At 53.9% G+C, this 14,215-nt stretch carries 18 protein-coding genes; 15 read left to right on the plus strand and 3 right to left on the minus strand.

Annotated features, from left to right (window positions below):
- The first annotated feature begins 144 nt into the window (after positions 1–144).
- From WC184_01175 to WC184_01210, 8 genes are all read left to right on the plus strand, one after another.
- Positions 145–732 carry a hypothetical protein gene (locus WC184_01175; GenBank protein MFA7476488.1) on the plus strand — a complete coding sequence of 196 codons (588 nt, stop codon included), beginning with the start codon at positions 145–147 and terminating at the stop codon, positions 730–732.
- 95 nt (positions 733–827) lie between these two features.
- Positions 828–1,403, plus strand: coding sequence for a sigma-70 family RNA polymerase sigma factor (locus tag WC184_01180; GenBank protein ID MFA7476489.1), 576 nt, complete (start codon positions 828–830; stop codon positions 1,401–1,403).
- Positions 1,400–2,197: a hypothetical protein gene (locus WC184_01185; protein ID MFA7476490.1), complete on the plus strand. Its 798-nt coding sequence runs from the start codon at positions 1,400–1,402 to the stop codon at positions 2,195–2,197. The genes WC184_01180 and WC184_01185 overlap by 4 nt, the downstream gene beginning before the upstream one ends.
- 156 nt (positions 2,198–2,353) lie before the next feature.
- Entirely contained in the window at positions 2,354–2,962 is a 609-nt protein-coding gene (locus tag WC184_01190) for a hypothetical protein (protein ID MFA7476491.1), read from the plus strand.
- Positions 2,959–3,615, plus strand: a complete 657-nt coding sequence (locus WC184_01195; protein ID MFA7476492.1) for a hypothetical protein — start codon at positions 2,959–2,961, stop codon at positions 3,613–3,615. The genes WC184_01190 and WC184_01195 overlap by 4 nt, the downstream gene beginning before the upstream one ends.
- Positions 3,616–3,648: 33 nt before the next feature.
- On the plus strand, positions 3,649–4,755 hold the full coding sequence (locus WC184_01200) for a hypothetical protein (GenBank protein ID MFA7476493.1): 1,107 nt from the start codon (positions 3,649–3,651) through the stop codon (positions 4,753–4,755).
- Positions 4,740–5,360 carry an ATP-binding cassette domain-containing protein gene (locus WC184_01205; protein ID MFA7476494.1) on the plus strand — a complete coding sequence of 207 codons (621 nt, stop codon included), beginning with the start codon at positions 4,740–4,742 and terminating at the stop codon, positions 5,358–5,360. Before WC184_01200 ends, WC184_01205 begins: the two co-directional genes overlap by 16 nt.
- Positions 5,357–6,475, plus strand: a complete 1,119-nt coding sequence (locus WC184_01210) for an FtsX-like permease family protein (GenBank protein MFA7476495.1) — start codon at positions 5,357–5,359, stop codon at positions 6,473–6,475. Before WC184_01205 ends, WC184_01210 begins: the two co-directional genes overlap by 4 nt.
- A gap of 89 nt (positions 6,476–6,564) precedes the next feature.
- Here WC184_01210 and WC184_01215 read toward each other — a convergent pair whose 3' ends face one another.
- Complete coding sequence (locus tag WC184_01215; GenBank protein ID MFA7476496.1) at positions 6,565–6,705, minus strand: hypothetical protein; 141 nt, start codon at positions 6,703–6,705, stop codon at positions 6,565–6,567.
- 253 nt (positions 6,706–6,958) lie between these two features.
- Between WC184_01215 and WC184_01220 the strand changes: the two genes are divergently transcribed.
- Positions 6,959–8,485 carry a DUF2079 domain-containing protein gene (locus WC184_01220; GenBank protein ID MFA7476497.1) on the plus strand — a complete coding sequence of 509 codons (1,527 nt, stop codon included), beginning with the start codon at positions 6,959–6,961 and terminating at the stop codon, positions 8,483–8,485.
- Between the two features lie 2 nt (positions 8,486–8,487).
- On the opposite strand, the gene WC184_01225 is transcribed toward WC184_01220, so the two are convergent.
- On the minus strand, positions 8,488–8,910 hold the full coding sequence (locus WC184_01225) for an HIT family protein (GenBank protein MFA7476498.1): 423 nt from the start codon (positions 8,908–8,910) through the stop codon (positions 8,488–8,490).
- A gap of 22 nt (positions 8,911–8,932) precedes the next feature.
- Here WC184_01225 and WC184_01230 point away from each other — a divergent pair, with 22 nt between their 5' ends.
- From WC184_01230 to WC184_01255, 6 genes are all read left to right on the plus strand, one after another.
- Positions 8,933–9,523, plus strand: a complete 591-nt coding sequence (locus WC184_01230; protein ID MFA7476499.1) for a CDP-alcohol phosphatidyltransferase family protein — start codon at positions 8,933–8,935, stop codon at positions 9,521–9,523.
- Between the two features lie 51 nt (positions 9,524–9,574).
- The gene (gcvH, locus tag WC184_01235) at positions 9,575–9,955 is read left to right on the plus strand and encodes a glycine cleavage system protein GcvH (protein ID MFA7476500.1); all 381 of its coding nucleotides are present in this window, start codon (positions 9,575–9,577) and stop codon (positions 9,953–9,955) included.
- A gap of 3 nt (positions 9,956–9,958) precedes the next feature.
- The gene (locus tag WC184_01240) at positions 9,959–10,444 is read left to right on the plus strand and encodes an FHA domain-containing protein (protein MFA7476501.1); all 486 of its coding nucleotides are present in this window, start codon (positions 9,959–9,961) and stop codon (positions 10,442–10,444) included.
- On the plus strand, positions 10,432–11,334 hold the full coding sequence (locus WC184_01245; protein ID MFA7476502.1) for a MerR family transcriptional regulator: 903 nt from the start codon (positions 10,432–10,434) through the stop codon (positions 11,332–11,334). The genes WC184_01240 and WC184_01245 overlap by 13 nt, the downstream gene beginning before the upstream one ends.
- A 50-nt stretch (positions 11,335–11,384) precedes the next feature.
- The gene (locus WC184_01250; GenBank protein MFA7476503.1) at positions 11,385–11,885 is read left to right on the plus strand and encodes a bifunctional nuclease family protein; all 501 of its coding nucleotides are present in this window, start codon (positions 11,385–11,387) and stop codon (positions 11,883–11,885) included.
- 144 nt (positions 11,886–12,029) lie between these two features.
- Positions 12,030–12,527, plus strand: coding sequence for a MerR family transcriptional regulator (locus WC184_01255; GenBank protein ID MFA7476504.1), 498 nt, complete (start codon positions 12,030–12,032; stop codon positions 12,525–12,527).
- Positions 12,528–12,590: 63 nt separating this feature from the next.
- Here WC184_01255 and cobT read toward each other — a convergent pair whose 3' ends face one another.
- Positions 12,591–14,132, minus strand: a complete 1,542-nt coding sequence (gene cobT / locus WC184_01260) for a nicotinate-nucleotide--dimethylbenzimidazole phosphoribosyltransferase (protein MFA7476505.1) — start codon at positions 14,130–14,132, stop codon at positions 12,591–12,593.
- Positions 14,133–14,215 lie beyond the last annotated feature (83 nt).

The following is a 14,215-nucleotide window of genomic DNA, read 5'->3' on the forward strand; positions in this document are numbered from 1 at the left end:
GAACTGACAGTCAATATATGCTGCATCAGCGCAGAGCACTCGGATTAGGCCTGCTGTCAGACATAATCCATTACGTCGGAGAGAGTTTCTAGCCCACATCGTAGGGGAAGAGCGCTAAGTGAGCGCGGGTTTGGGGTTGTAGAGATGGCTAGTTTCCTGTTGCGACCGGTGCACGAATGGTTCTTTTTGTGGGAACAGATTACCCCTGCTCTTTATCGGGTTATTGCCGTCGGAGTTGGGGCTCTAGTGACGGTGGTTGTTCTGGTTGGACTCGGGCTGCATCCTTTGGTGGCCGTCGGGCTGGCATTAATGCTTTGGATTGGACTAGCAATCGCACAAGAACATGATGAGCGAGTACGGTTGCCGCCCGATCCTGATTTCGTGGCGGCCCTCACCAAAGCAGTTTTGGTCCCTCCACCTGGATTGAAGGTTAGGCGAGCAATTGGACCAGGCCGCGCCCGACGCGAAGATTGGGACTCACTGATTGAACTCACCGCTACTGGCGAGTCCGATCATCCGCTGGCCCGCCACTACATTAGTGTGCAACGAAATGCTCGTAGGGGTTGGATGGAAGTCTACGTAACGAACGACATTCCAACCGAGCCAAATTCGATTCAAGATCGACTTCGTACACGTGGCGAGATCAATTTAGCGCTCCGAATTACCCGATCGAGCGACGCATTCGAAGATTCCGAGGCTATTGCCTTAGCTCTGACCCGCGCCTATTGGTGATAGAACTTCAGTTGGCAAGCTGGGAGCAGACGAGCTAAAAGTATTTTCCCGAATCCCGTTACGAAACGGCTGTTGCCGGACATTATCTATTAGTAATGGTTGCGGAGTGGGAGCGTGAAGAAAAAGTTGACGGCTCGCAACACACTCGCGCCCAAAATTTTCAGTCGACAAACCCTGCGTTCGATGCCGCGTTTATCGCCAACTACCAGCGGATACGTGATTATGTCAGCCGTCGAACGATCACCCACGAAGTCGATGATGTCGTTGCTGAAACCTTTACCGTGGCGTGGCGGCGCTGGGACGAAATTCCCACCGAAGCGGAAATCCAGTCGCTGTGGCTGATTCGCACCGCTCGGTTAACACTCTTGAATCTCTATCGTTCGAATCGTCGGCGAAATAACTTGCAACTGCGGCTAATGGCCGAATCGCAACAGGAACCGTTGGATACCTTGGGCATCGACGAAGCATATGAGTTTACCGATTCCAACCTCGGAGCGATATTTGGGTCTCTCTCCGACGATGATCAAGAGATATTGGCGTTGATGGCATGGGAAGGATGTTCAATTGCCGAACTGGCGATAATCCTTGAGTCTTCGCACAACGCCGCCAAAATGCGTTTGCAGCGTGTCAAAGATCGTGTGCGAGAACTGATTCGGGGGGTTGAGCAATGAGCGACAACGATTCCCGCCGGAACGAGCTCGACCCACTTGAAAGCTTCGAGCTAATTGAGTGGCTTAAAACGCGTGATCCGCTTCTTGGGCAGCCCACGCAACCTCCAGTTAATGAAGATCCGGTTGCACAACGGATATACGCCCAGGTGGTTCAAGAACAGAACCGCAATGTGCCCCACGATGCAACTGGTAAACGCCCCAAGTCTTGGTATGCGAAACGGCTGCTTGTGCCAGTGCTGGTGGCGGCAACTTTGCTCTTAAGTGCGGCTGCCCTGTTGCGTACTAAGCCCGCCGTCGACCTCACCCAGGTGGGGTGTTACAACGTAGCGAGTTTGGTTGATGCCAGTGTGGTGGTCTTGCCGTTAGAGAAATCACCGATCGCACAGTGCCGTGAAGCATGGCAAAACCCGGAATACAAAGAAGTATTTTCTCAAGAACGCATACCCAGCCTGGCGACCTGTGTGCTTGAGGGGGGAGTAGTTGGGGTCTTCCCTAATGAGCCACCGAATGTATGTGAAAGATTAGGTCTGGCAGTGTGGGACGAGGACCTCGAACCCGCCGAGCTCCAACAAGAGTTGGTATCACGAATCACCTCGCAATTTCTTGATAAGTGTCTCGCTCTAAGCGACGGGGCCCAAATTGCTCGTAATGAACTAGAAGCACTTGGGCTTTCTGGTTGGACCGTTACTGTCGCCCCTGCTAGCGAACCGGAATTTGTGTGTGCCTCGTTGGCTTTCGATTGGGCTGCCTCGTCGATCACTATTGTTCCCATAGCCAATCTTTGGGTTGATTAATAGAAAAGAGAGGTACGTATGCGAATTAGTCCGATACGAGTGTTGGCGATATTTCTAAATATTCTTTGTGCTTAAGCGCTTAACTCTCATCAAACTAATGCTCAAACAAATACCGATGAAGTGAAATTAGTAACTGATATGTAGTTGGAGGGTGTGGTGAAGGTAAAATCTGTTGCTGTCGGGTTGACTCTCATTGCTTTTGTGATGACGTTGGTGGGGTGTGGGGGTGATTCGAAGCCAGCTGGTGAGGCTTTGGTGGGTGTGGTGGGGAATGACAATACCGCAACGACTGTGGCAGGACCCGAGACGGCTTGGACTGGTGCGGCGTCACCCACGGCTGCTGATGTTGAGGCCGCGTATGCCGAGTTGGTGGCGTGTTATTTAGAGTCGGGTTTATCAGGTTATATGCGGTTTGATCTGTCACGTAGCCACGTGCTGACCGCCAATATTGTGCTAGGCAAAACTGAAAAAGAGGCCGAGACCAATGAAATTATTATGCAGCGGTGTCGACGTGATTTTGAGGCAGTGATGGATCCATATTTGCTGTCGCACCCTGAAAATGATGCTCAGCTTGAAGCAGTCCGTCAACGTCTCCTGGCCTGTGCAGATAAGTTTTTTCCCGGCAAGATCGATCCCGATATTTATCTTGACGACCTGACAACTGAATACAACTCACATCAGAAAAACAGTGACGAAATAATTGCCGCGGGCGAATGCCTGGACGAAGCTTGGGCAGGTCCGAAACGACATTTTGGTGAGTCATGAACGAAACTATTAATAAGTATGTCAGGTCGGCCGCGATAGCACCGTTGTTCATTCTGATGATGCTGGTGGCCAGCTGTAGTAGCGGAAATAGTGAAAACAATGCGAATGGCTCGAAACCAGGAGATAACGCCACCGACAGTAAGGTTGGCAGCGAAATAACCCCAACCTCCGTTGCCAGACCAGAAACCGTTTGGACTGGTGATGTGCCGCCAACCAAAACCGAGGCTGAAGCAGCCTTCACCGACCTGCTTGAGTGCTACGAAGAAGGTGGCCTTTCAGGTTGGGTTCGCTTCGACCTGGAACGCAGCTATGGGATGGAGTCCAATATCACCGTTGGGGGAGACGAAGCTGAGATCCAGGTCAATCAACTAATCATTAAACAGTGTGGCGATGCTTTCGACGTGGTGATGGAGCCCTACATAGCGGCGAACCCACTAACCGGTGATCAACGAGAAGCATTACGCCAGCGGCTCTTAGATTGTGCAGATGAGTTTTTCCCAGGTCTAGTAGGCGCCGACATTTCACTCGACGATCTGGATGCGGCATACAGCCAGAAGTTGGACGGTCCCGCCGGCCGACTGTCACAGGCCGGGTTGTGCCAAGAGGAAGCTTGGACAGGCAAGCCCCAGTTTTTTGGCGAGCAACCTACGTAAAAGGTACGAACCGATGAGCCTGGTTGGTCAGCCATGAACCGAGTTGTCGCAGGGTTTACAAACGTGGCGTTAGCACTAGTGGTGTTAATACCATCAGTTGTATTGGCGTTAACTATCGTTCGGCGATCAGACCACATTTCGGAACTTGCCACCGACCCCACACCCTTGTTGGTCAGCGCCACGTTGTTAGAAACCAAAGAACCTATCGACACCCAAATGAAGTTGGTGGTGACCGACGGGCTAGAAATTTCTGCCAATGTTTCGGTTGGGTTGGTGACAGCGGTGTGGGTAGCAGCTGGCGATGAAATTACCACCGGGGAGCGACTCTTCGATGTGGACGGGGTGGGTCGCTATGGTGCTCATAGCCCCGAACCCTTCTACCGGAACCTTGAAGCCGGTGCCGTTGGTGCTGATGTGGTGATGTTAAAAAACCTGTTGATCGGTTTTGGGCTCTTGGCCGAAGATGCCAACCAATCAGCACGCTTTGATAACAGCACGGCACGCGCAGTAGGTGAGTTAAACCGTATTTGGAGCGTACCGAACACTTCGATGAGCTTCGACCCTGATCTCGTAGTCTGGCTTCCAACCCCACAAGTGGCGGTGGCGGAGATGGCATTAGTCCAAGGTAAACCAGTACCCCCAGCGGGCGAAGCTATCTTCAAGGGCGGAGCCCAGGTTTTGTTAAGCCAACTTAGCCTGGTGAACAACGAAAATTTCGTCGATGGTTTTGTGGGTGGCGAGGTGACCGATAGGACCACCGGAACCCTACTTGGCACCTTGGCTTCGCCTGATGGCACCGTAAAACTCGACCCGGAAGGCTTCAACCAGTGGCTCGCGGCCAACGATACCGCTGTCCCCGGCGCTTCGGCCGAAAGTGGTGTTCAGATCCAGGTGACACTGTCGCGCCCCAGCATGGTTGAACGCCAGGTGATACCAGCTGCTGCCATTATGACTGATGCTTCTGGGCTCACCAATTGTATTTGGAGCCAACGAAACAATTCCTGGGAGCCGTTACCAGTGCTGGTTTCATCAGCGGGTGAAACCGGACAAGTCACCCTGGCCGAAGCTCTGCCTGAAGGCACCCAAATTCTTGCCAACCCAATTGAAGTGTTGGAGCGGGCCGTATGTCCGTCGAGGTAGCCGGGGTCTCGCATCATTTCGGCACCCACACCGTCTTAACCAACATCAACGCCAGCTTTCACCCTGGCACTATTACGGCGCTTCTAGGGCCGTCGGGTTCGGGAAAAACTACGCTCCTAGCCATTATTGGTGGCCTTATTAAACCATCGGTTGGCCAGGTGACCCGACCAAATATCAGCCCTGGCAAATTGCAATGGATACACCAAAGCGTGAACGTGTTGGGCCGTCGCAGCGCTATCGACAACGTGGCGGTTTCACTTTATGCCCAAGGCAGCACACGAGCCGAGGCACTAGTAGTGGCCGAAGCAGCCTTGGAGCGAGTGGGGCTGGCCGGTTTCGCCACACGTCGGGTAACCACGCTTTCGGGTGGTGAAATGCAACGGGTATCCATTGCCCGGGCCTTGGCTTGTAGGCCCACCTTGGTGTTGGCCGATGAGCCAACCGGCCAACTAGACCGCTCCACCACCCAAACGGTGGCCGATGCTTTGGTGGCGTTGCGCGAAAGTGGTGCCGTAGTGATTATCGCCACCCATGATCCGATCGTGGCGGCGATTTGTGATCGCAGAATTGAAATCGTGGATGGCCAGATAAACGAGGCAGCATGATTTGGCGGCCAAGCGTGTTGGTAGGCGAGGTTTTCCGCAACCTCAAAAGCCGTCAGCTGGTGTGGGTGGTGCTGTGGGCTACCACCACCGGTCTAATATCGGTCTTAGCCATAGCCGAGCTGGATGCGGGGTCGCGGGCCATCGAGCTACGTAATCAACTGGATTTTGCCGGTGCCAACGTGGCGGTGGTGGAACCAGTGTCAGACAGTTTGGCAGGCGGTGGTTTGAACCCAGGGCGGTGCGTGGCGCTAAACGGCCAAACCGGGGTGCTGAGGGCGGGCAGTGAGGGTTTGTTAAACCAAATCGAACTAGCCAAGGCCCCTGGTTCGCCGATCTTGCCGGTGGAAGTGTCCGGACCCATGGTGGCCATATGGGACCCGACCCAGGCCAACCACCCAGCGGTCAGCAACGGTTTTTGGATAACTAGCTCACTTGCCACCCGTTTAGGGGTTACCGATGACGCTTTGTTAGCCCTAGCGGGTGGAAAGTCTGGTTCGGAAGTCGCGACCACAGTGCAGATCACAGGACGGTTTGAACCAGTGCGGGCCCCTCAGATGGGGGCACGGCTTATCTACCCGGCCAGCCCAGCGAGCAGGGCTGATCGTTGTTGGGTGGAAGTAGATCGGCCCCTCACCCAAGACAAACTGTTTGGGCTTTCGGCATGGTTCGCCGTAGATGCGCCGGTGCTGGTGCGGCCGTTGCTTGAAACTAACCTCTTCCAAAGTGACCCTGCTGCCCAATATGCGGGTCGAGTAACCCGACAAGCCTGGTTAGCGGTGGGTTTTGTGGTTGGGGTGTTATGGGCGCTTCTGCTGCGAAGCCGCCGGGGCGAGATGGCTTTGTTGTTAACGTTGGGTACCGGCAGGCTGTGTACCGTGGGGCAGGTGGTGGCCGAAAACGCTGTTGTGGCAGCCCTTGCTTGGAGTAGCGGCACCGGGTTGGCTCTCTGGTGGTGGGGATGGACGAAACCGCCCGTATTACGGCCCACTTCGGTGCTATCAGCGTCCATTACCTCAACGGTGCTAGCTATAGTCTTGGCGCTCACCATCGCTACATTGGTGAGCTTTGCCCTGACCTTCGGCTCAAGGCTCCAAGCCCTTAAAAACCGTGACTAACCCCGCCTAGATGTGAGCGGCCTGACTGAGAATTTCGATCGCTAACCACTGTTGGATGTGTAGTAGCTCTTTCGCTACGCGGAGCTCCATTAGAGAATCACGTGGTCTTCGAGGATGTCACGGTCTAAGTCGGGATCAAGACCGTTGTAGCTGATCAAGTCAACCATTCGACCTAAAATTCTCGAAAGTATCTCTTCAAAATGTAGAAGATCGAACAGGTCTGCATTCATCGGCGGTTGAACCAATAGATCAACATCGGAATCGGCCCTCTATAAGGCCACTGGAAGGAGTTTTATGCGACAGCCTGCACGAAATTACTTGTTTAACGAGGAAAAGCAGGGTTAGGACGATTAATGTTTCCAGGCCGTGTGAGACAATAGGGTTGAGGTGCTGGCCAGCGATGTCGAAGCATGAACTAATGTTGACTGTTCTTGTTTGCCCGAACGAACCCAACAGTTTCCTATTGGCAACTGCCTACAACAGATGAGCACTAAGCCCAGCCTTCGTCGTCGCTTAGACTACCGACTGCTGCGTTGGCAGGCCCGCCTCGACGGCTCATGGGCCGACCATATTTTCCCGTGGTTCGCAGCTTTGGGTCTAGCAATCGTCTTCATATCTACAGCCCTGGCACGAATCCACGGGTTTTCTACCGGCAATGACATGGCTACCTGGGTACAGGGCGCCTGGTTGATCCGGAACGGCTATCCCGCCGACATTACTGTGACCGGTCAGCACCTCTTAGCCCCCCAATTAGCATTTGGTTTCTACCCGATAGCGCTCGTTACTAAATGGCTCTCCGCTATGCCAACCCTGGTCGTGTTACAAGCTGTGGCGCTCAGCCTTGGTGCCCCGGCGCTGTGGAAAATTGCACGACGAGTGTGTTTACTTCGGGTTGGGGCCAGCGGGGCAACCATAATCGCCTATGGAGCGCACCCTATGGTGCACCATCTGAACCTGGCTGATTTTCACCCGGAAACTTTAGCTTTACCCACACTACTTTGGGCGGCTTACTTCAGCCTGAGTGGGCGATGGCGCATTGGAACCTTACTTTTTATCTTGGCGATTAGCTGGCGTTCCGATTTGGGCTTGGCAGTGGCCGGCTTTGGTGTTTTGCTATTGCCTACCAAAGACAAAAAATATGGTTGGCGTTTCATTATCTTTGGATTGGCTTGGCTTTTTATTGCACAGTTGTTGTTGCAACCCTTAATTGATGGGGGAGTGGTGGCGAATCTCTCGTGGGATTCTATCGCCAACCCGCAAGATGCCCTGGCTGATATGGGCTCTCGCCGAAGCATTGCCATCTTGGCATCCATGCTCTTACCAGTCGGATTGTTACCTCTGTTGGTGCCGGGGCGTCTTTTACCGTTCTTTCCGCCCGTCGTCTTAGCGCTGCTCTCAAGTGCCAGTTTTGATGAAAGCCGCGACATCACCTTATTAATAGCCGGACTATTTGGCGTTCTGTTAGCGGTCCCTTTCGCTCTAGGGCATCTTGGACGTCGCAACATTGAAGTCATTACGGTCGATGGCCGAGTGGTGAGCGGCCTAGCTCTGGTGGCCGCCTTGTTTTTTGTCCTGGCCAGTCCACTTTCACCATATGAACAGCCTTGGAGTTGGGGTCGGCGCGACAACACCGATCAAACCAGAGTGATTGCTATCGAGCGAGTGCCAGACGAGGCCCGAGTGCGGGCGGTGCCAGCCTTCATGGGGCATTTAGCTACTCGTGAAACGCTTTTGCCATGGCCTAAAACCGATTATCTTGAGAATAATAAAGCCCAAACACAAAGCGGTATGGCGAGTTCTGATCTCGGTGGAGGTTGGTCACGCCAAGCCGTTAGCAACCTGGCCACCGACCTAGTGGCTGGGGTTGACCTAGTCGTCGCCGATACCTCTATCTTCCCCCAAAATACCAGTGCCGCTTTGTGGGGAACTCTTCGTGAAGAGTTAGACCGGCGTGGTTTTGAAATGACCTATCGCCGTGACGGCATTCGTATCTATGAACGTCAGCTTTAGCCTTAGCTCGCTACTTGATGGTGCCCATCGGCTCGAAGCGCTGCACGAATTCGCTCAGCGGCTGCTTCAATATCGTCACCATGGGCGTTAGAGTCGGCGTTCGAGAAGTCCATATCGTGCACCCCCCAAATTGGCACCAGGTGAATATGCACATGCGGAACTTCCAAACCGGCCAGCATCATGCCCACTTTCTCGGGCTCGAACGCGGTTTGAATAGCTTTACCAATGGCGTGGGAAACTTTGGTGAGGTGTTCTAATACCGAAGCCTCAAGGTCAACCCAATGGTCAACCTCGGCAATAGGCACCACCAAGGTGTGTCCGGGTTTGAGTGGGGCAATGGTCATAAAGGCGACAGCTTGATCATCTCGCCATACAAAGCGACCTGGTAGCTCGCCGTTGATTATCTTTGTAAACAATGTGGCCATATGAGAAGCGTAGAGTGTTTGAGTGACCTCTGAGGATGAATCAACCGATCGGATTGTCACAATCCCCAATTTTGTTACCTTGGTGCGCTTAGCCTGTGTCCCTTGGTTTGTGTGGCTGCTCTTTGCTAACGAGAATCGTTTAGGTGCTGCTTTTTTGTTGGCCGGCTTGGGTGCCACCGATTGGATTGACGGCTATTTAGCTCGTCATTTGAACCAGATTTCTTCGGTGGGCAAGTTGCTTGACCCCACTACTGACCGCATTATGCTGTTAGTCGCTGTGTTTTCCATTGCCAAAGACGGAAGCGTACCAATTTGGTTCGCGGCGGTGGTACTGGCGCGAGAAGCGGTCGTTTCGCTTATAGCCCTTGGTTTGGGGGCCATGGGGGCGCGTCGTATTGATGTGACCTGGTGGGGTAAAACCGGCACCTTCTTTCTTATGTTCAGCTTCCCACTTTTCCTGGCATCACATGCGAATTGGGCTTTGGCCGACCCCAGTCGAGTCTTGGCTTGGCTCTGTGGTATCCCCGGTGTGGCCATTGCCTATTATGCTGCTGCTGGCTACATCCCTATTGCCCGTGAGGCCTTAGTCGAAGGCCGCGCGGCGCGAGGCTGATCTTTAATATTTGCTCGCCCTAGGCCTAGCTTCGGTACTAGCGTTCTTGCTATGAACGTGCCTGTTGAACTTCGTTATTCGTCCGACCATGAATGGGTTCGGGTAGAGGGTGAGCGTTTACGCGTTGGTATCACCGACTACGCCCAAGATGCCCTGGGTGATGTGGTGTATGCCGAACTGCCCGAGGTGGGCCAGGTAGTTGAGGCTGGTGAAGCTTTTGGCGAAGTGGAATCCACCAAGTCGGTGTCCGACATCTTTGCGCCGGTTGCTGGCACGGTGGTTGAGGTCAATGCTGAGTTAGCCGACTCTCCAGAGCGCCTTAACGATGATCCTTACGGTGAGGGTTGGCTCTGCGTGCTCGAACCCCAGGATGCTTCGGCAATTGATACGCTGATGAGTGCTAGTGAGTATGAGGCGTTAATCGAGGGCTGAGATATGGCGGATGTGATTTGCGGAACGTGCGGGCACCATAACTCCCTTGGTGCCAATTTTTGTTCGTCGTGTGGTTCGGCCCTACGAGACGCGCAAATTGAACATCCGACGATGTCGATTCCTAGCCAGGAAATTCCCAGCCCAGCCCACCCGCAAAGCAGCAAGCCACCGGTGGCTGAGGTGGGTGTTTTGTTGGTGCGCCGAGGTGCCAAAGCCGGTTCTCGCTACATCCTTGATGAGGAAGTCACCTCAATTGGTCGTCACCCCGAAAGCGACATTTTCTTAGACGACATCACCGTGTCACGTCGTCACGCCGATATTCGCCGAAACGGCAACGAATATGTAGTGACCGATGTTGGGTCGCTGAATGGTACCTATCTAAATAGGCATCGGGTTGAGAGCTCGCCACTGTTGGATGGCGATCTGCTGCAAATCGGTAAATTTAAGCTGATGTTCGAGCTAGGTGACCTGCGGGAATGGCCCGAGTGAACGAAGAGGGCGGTACAGGAGGTTCGTACCGGTCGATTGGCGAAGTTCTTAGCCTGCTCCAAGACGAATTCCCGGACATCACTATCTCAAAGATTCGTTTCTTAGAAAGCCAAGGTCTACTTGACCCGGAGCGTACACCTTCGGGGTACCGTAAATTTTACGACGCTGATATCGAACGTCTGCACTGGATTTTAGATCAGCAACGCGAAAACTTCTTGCCGCTTAAGGTGATTAAAGAGCGTTTGGAAAGTGGCGAACTACACGGAGTGGGTGAACCTTCCCATGAGGTTGACCCATCTGCTGGCTCCTCGAATTCTGCCTCCAAGGCCACTTCAGCCAAAAGTGGATTGACCGACGATGTCTCAAGTGGTGCTGTTGCTAGCGACATAGTAGCGACGACATCGGAACACGCAGCTATTGCCGCTATAGCCGCTGGCACTGAGCTGACCCCACCGAATTTTGAGCGCAACTTGGCGGCGTCGGTGGCGGCCGAAGCAATTCCAGCAGCCATGGGTTTAAGCCGCGACGAGCTAGCCGAAAAAGCTGATCTCACCTTGACTCAAATAGCTGATTTGGAACGTTTTGGTTTCTTGGTAGGACGGCGCTTTGGTTCGGTCGTTCTCTACGACGAGGAAGCTTTAAGCATTGCCCGGCTGGCCAAAGGGTTTTTGAAATATGGGATTGAAGGCCGGCACCTGCGTATGTACCGCACCTCGGCGGAACGTGAAGCCGCGTTTTTGGGTCAGGTGGCCATGCCAATTCTGAAACAACGTGGGCCACAAGCTCGGGCCGAAGCAACGCAAATGTTGGAAGAGCTGGCCCAATTTGGAGATCAACTACGTGGTGCCATGCTGTCACGAGCACTTCGAGAGCTACTGAGTGGCACCTAACCATGCTGGGTGCACCTTTGAAGGCGAGACCTAAGCGATAGGGTTGAAACATGGTGGAAATGGAACTGTTAGGTGTACGTGTAGAAGTTCCGGCCACTACACCGGTGCTTGTCATGCGAGAAAAAGGTGTTGCTGGACCACCTCGGATGCTCCAAATATTTATTGCTGGGCCTGAGGCCACCGCCATCGCGGTCGCCATGGAGGGTATACAGCCTCGACGGCCCCTCACTCACGATCTGTTGAAGACTTTGCTGGAAGAATTCGGCGGGGTACTTGACCAGGTGGTTATTACCGAAGTTCACGACGGAGTTTTCTACGCCGAGTTACATATTGCGACAACTGGCGGTACCGGTGTTGTCTCTTGTCGACCTTCCGACGCTATTGCTTTGGCGGTTCGTACCCAATCGCCTATTTACGCCGCCGAGGCGGTGCTGGCCGAGGCGGGTTATGTTGAGCCCGACGAAATTGAAGGCGAAGCCATGACCGAAGACATGGTGGAAATGTTCCGGGAATTCATCGAAAACGTAGAACCGGAAGATTTTGAGCCCTAACAGCGGTTTAACGACTTAAAGTGAGTTAGCGCGCCCGGCATCTAACCATTGCGCCTTATGGCCCATAGCCAAGCGGGCCATAGTATGCTACAACCGTGTAACTACGTGTATGTATTGAGCCCAGTTGAGGAGTAACAAGGCTAGATGGCTTCCAAACCTGAATCGGTAGCAGTTGAGGGCTTTTCTGGTCGGAGGGCAGCCGAGGTAGTAGGCATTAGCTACCGCCAACTCGACTATTGGGCTCGAACCGATTTAGTGCGTCCGTCGCTTATGGATGCCGCAGGTAGCGGAAGCCGCCGACTTTATTCCTACACCGACTTGTTAGAGCTCAAGGTCATCAAGAACCTGCTCGATGCTGGCATTAAGCTTGAGTCGGTTCGTGAAGCGTTTAGCTTCCTAAAAGAACACCTTCAAGCCGATGTGGCGAGCAGCAACCTTGTCATTCGAGGATCCAAGGTGTTGCTAAGCACCGATGAAGAGCTAATTGATGTGGTTCGTGGTGGCCAGGGTGTGCTGAATGTTTTGCCACTTGAGGGTGTCCGCGACGAAATAGATGCTGCCATCGTGCAGCCATTGGCCAACCGGAAAGTTAACGGTGTGGCGGCTGCGGCCACCGAAACGAAGACCGGTACCACCCCATAAGAGCTATCAGCGTATTCTCAAGCGCCAAGCGCCTTAACCTTCTATCTGATTAGATAAAAGCGGTCAGCCCAGCTCATCGATGGCAGCCACTTCGCGCATCATAAGCGCCGCGGCGCGCACCAACGGCACCGCTAACATGGCACCGGTTCCTTCACCCAAACGAAGGTTGAGATCGAGCAACGGTACTAAACCCAGCTGTTTGAGGGCCACGGTGGCTGCTGGTTCGGTTGAAAGGTGACCCGCAATGGCCACCTGCTTTACGCCAGGGAACAAGGCTTGCGCCGCTAGCAACGCCGCGTTGGCAATTACCCCGTCGATCAGTACTGGTTTTTGCTGGATCGCGGCGGCCACAATGAAACCAGCCATTGCCGCAATTTCTAGTCCACCAAGTGATGCTAACAACTCAAGTGGGTGAGCCGATGGGGCATTGGGTGTGGCTAAATCGTGACGGTTTAGACCCTGTTGGATAGCCTCGATTTTGCGAGCCAAAGTAGCATCATCAGCACCGGCACCCCGCCCGGCCACCACGGCTGGGCCAAGGCCGGTAAAAGCAGCAATGATGGCGGCGGCGGCGGTGGTGTTGGCAATACCCATTTCCCCGGTTACCAAGCAGTTGGCACCGCTGGCGATAAGGTCTTGTGCGACTTGGTAACCAACCTCTATGGCCGCAGTGGCTTCAGCCAAAGTCATGGCCGCTTCCAGAGCCAGATTGCGGGTGCCGGAACGAACCAGGTAAGGGGTAGTTTCGTCTTGGGAGGGAATGCCATTAGCCACCCCCACATTGATCACCGCAACCGTGGCATCCACCGCTTCGGCGAAGGCGTTGATAGAGGCACGGCCACTTAGCATCGTTTCAGCCATAGCAACCGTTACCTCTTGGGGCCAAATGGTTACCCCAGCCGCATGTACCCCGTGATCAGCGGCAAAGACCGCGGCTGCTACAGGGTGGGGAAGTGGAGGTGGGCACTGGCGCGCAATCAGACTGAGCGTGACGCCCAAATCTTCGACCCGACCAAGCGAACCAAGCGGCTTTGCCAACGAATCAACGTGGTTCCGTGCCGTCTTGGCGAGCAGTTCCACTTCATTTTGGTCGTGATTGTCTTGGCAAGATTTCCAGGATTCTTGAATTTCCAAATAGGTGTTAAAGGGTGGGTTGGCGAACCGTTCCCACGTCTCGGCCACCGTGTCGCGGATGAAGGCGAAGTAGGTGCCCGCTGCTTTGGCTGCTTCAGCATCTATCATCCGGTCACCAACATAAAGCACCTCACCTGGCCCTAAACCCAAACGCGAGATGGCGGTGTTTAACGAGGTGGGGTTGGGTTTTGTGGCTCCAACATCGCTGCTGGTAACCACTACCTCCAACATTGCTGAAATGCCGCTCGGCGCCAGCAGTGAACGTAAATCAGCTTCTAACATCACGGCGGTGTCGCTAACGGCACCCAAACGAAATCCGCTCTTCGCCAGCGCCCTTAGATCTTCTATTACCTGAGGCCGAAGCGTAACTGTCAGCTCACCAACTGGCGTGTGTCCGGCAGCCGCCACCACCAAAGTGTCACCCACATCAAAGAGAATGGCTTTAATGTCATTTGGTACGGGTTTCGACATGTGTTGGGGGTTTCTTTCTCGATCAGTTCAGGAGGTAAGTAAAGGTGTCGATATTGATGACGCGGTGACAGTGGTGCGTCGTG

It is taken from the genome of Acidimicrobiia bacterium, assembly GCA_041676705.1.
In the GTDB taxonomy this organism is placed as follows: domain Bacteria; phylum Actinomycetota; class Acidimicrobiia; order Acidimicrobiales; family SKKL01; genus Actinomarinicola.